1 protein-coding gene is annotated in these 286 nt (G+C 43.7%); it reads left to right on the forward strand.

The features are described from left to right. Positions 1 to 48 precede the first annotated feature (48 nt). Positions 49 to 286, forward strand: a 238-nt coding sequence (locus tag SCA31_RS22970) for a tautomerase family protein (RefSeq protein WP_410699348.1), incomplete at its 3' end; no start/stop codon positions are given.

The raw sequence follows: 286 nt of genomic DNA on the forward strand, positions 1-286 counted from the left end.
GTACAGATCCATTTACAGAAAGGAAAAAACGGTCCTTGGCTCAAAAAAATGAGCACCGTTATTCACACCGCGATGACGGAGATGATTGATGTTCCGCATGATGACTATTTTCAAGTGGTACATCAGCACGAAAAAGGAGAGTTTTTCTATGATCCGTTATATCTACAAGTCGAGCGGAGCGATGAACTGATGTTTATCCGCTTCACTCTGAAAAACTCCAGAACAACTCATCAGAAACAAGCATTCTACCAGCATTTGGCTGACCGGCTGCACGAAAAACTGGGCG

This window comes from Chryseobacterium sp. SIMBA_028, from assembly GCF_046535285.1.
GTDB lineage: Bacteria > Bacteroidota > Bacteroidia > Flavobacteriales > Weeksellaceae > Chryseobacterium.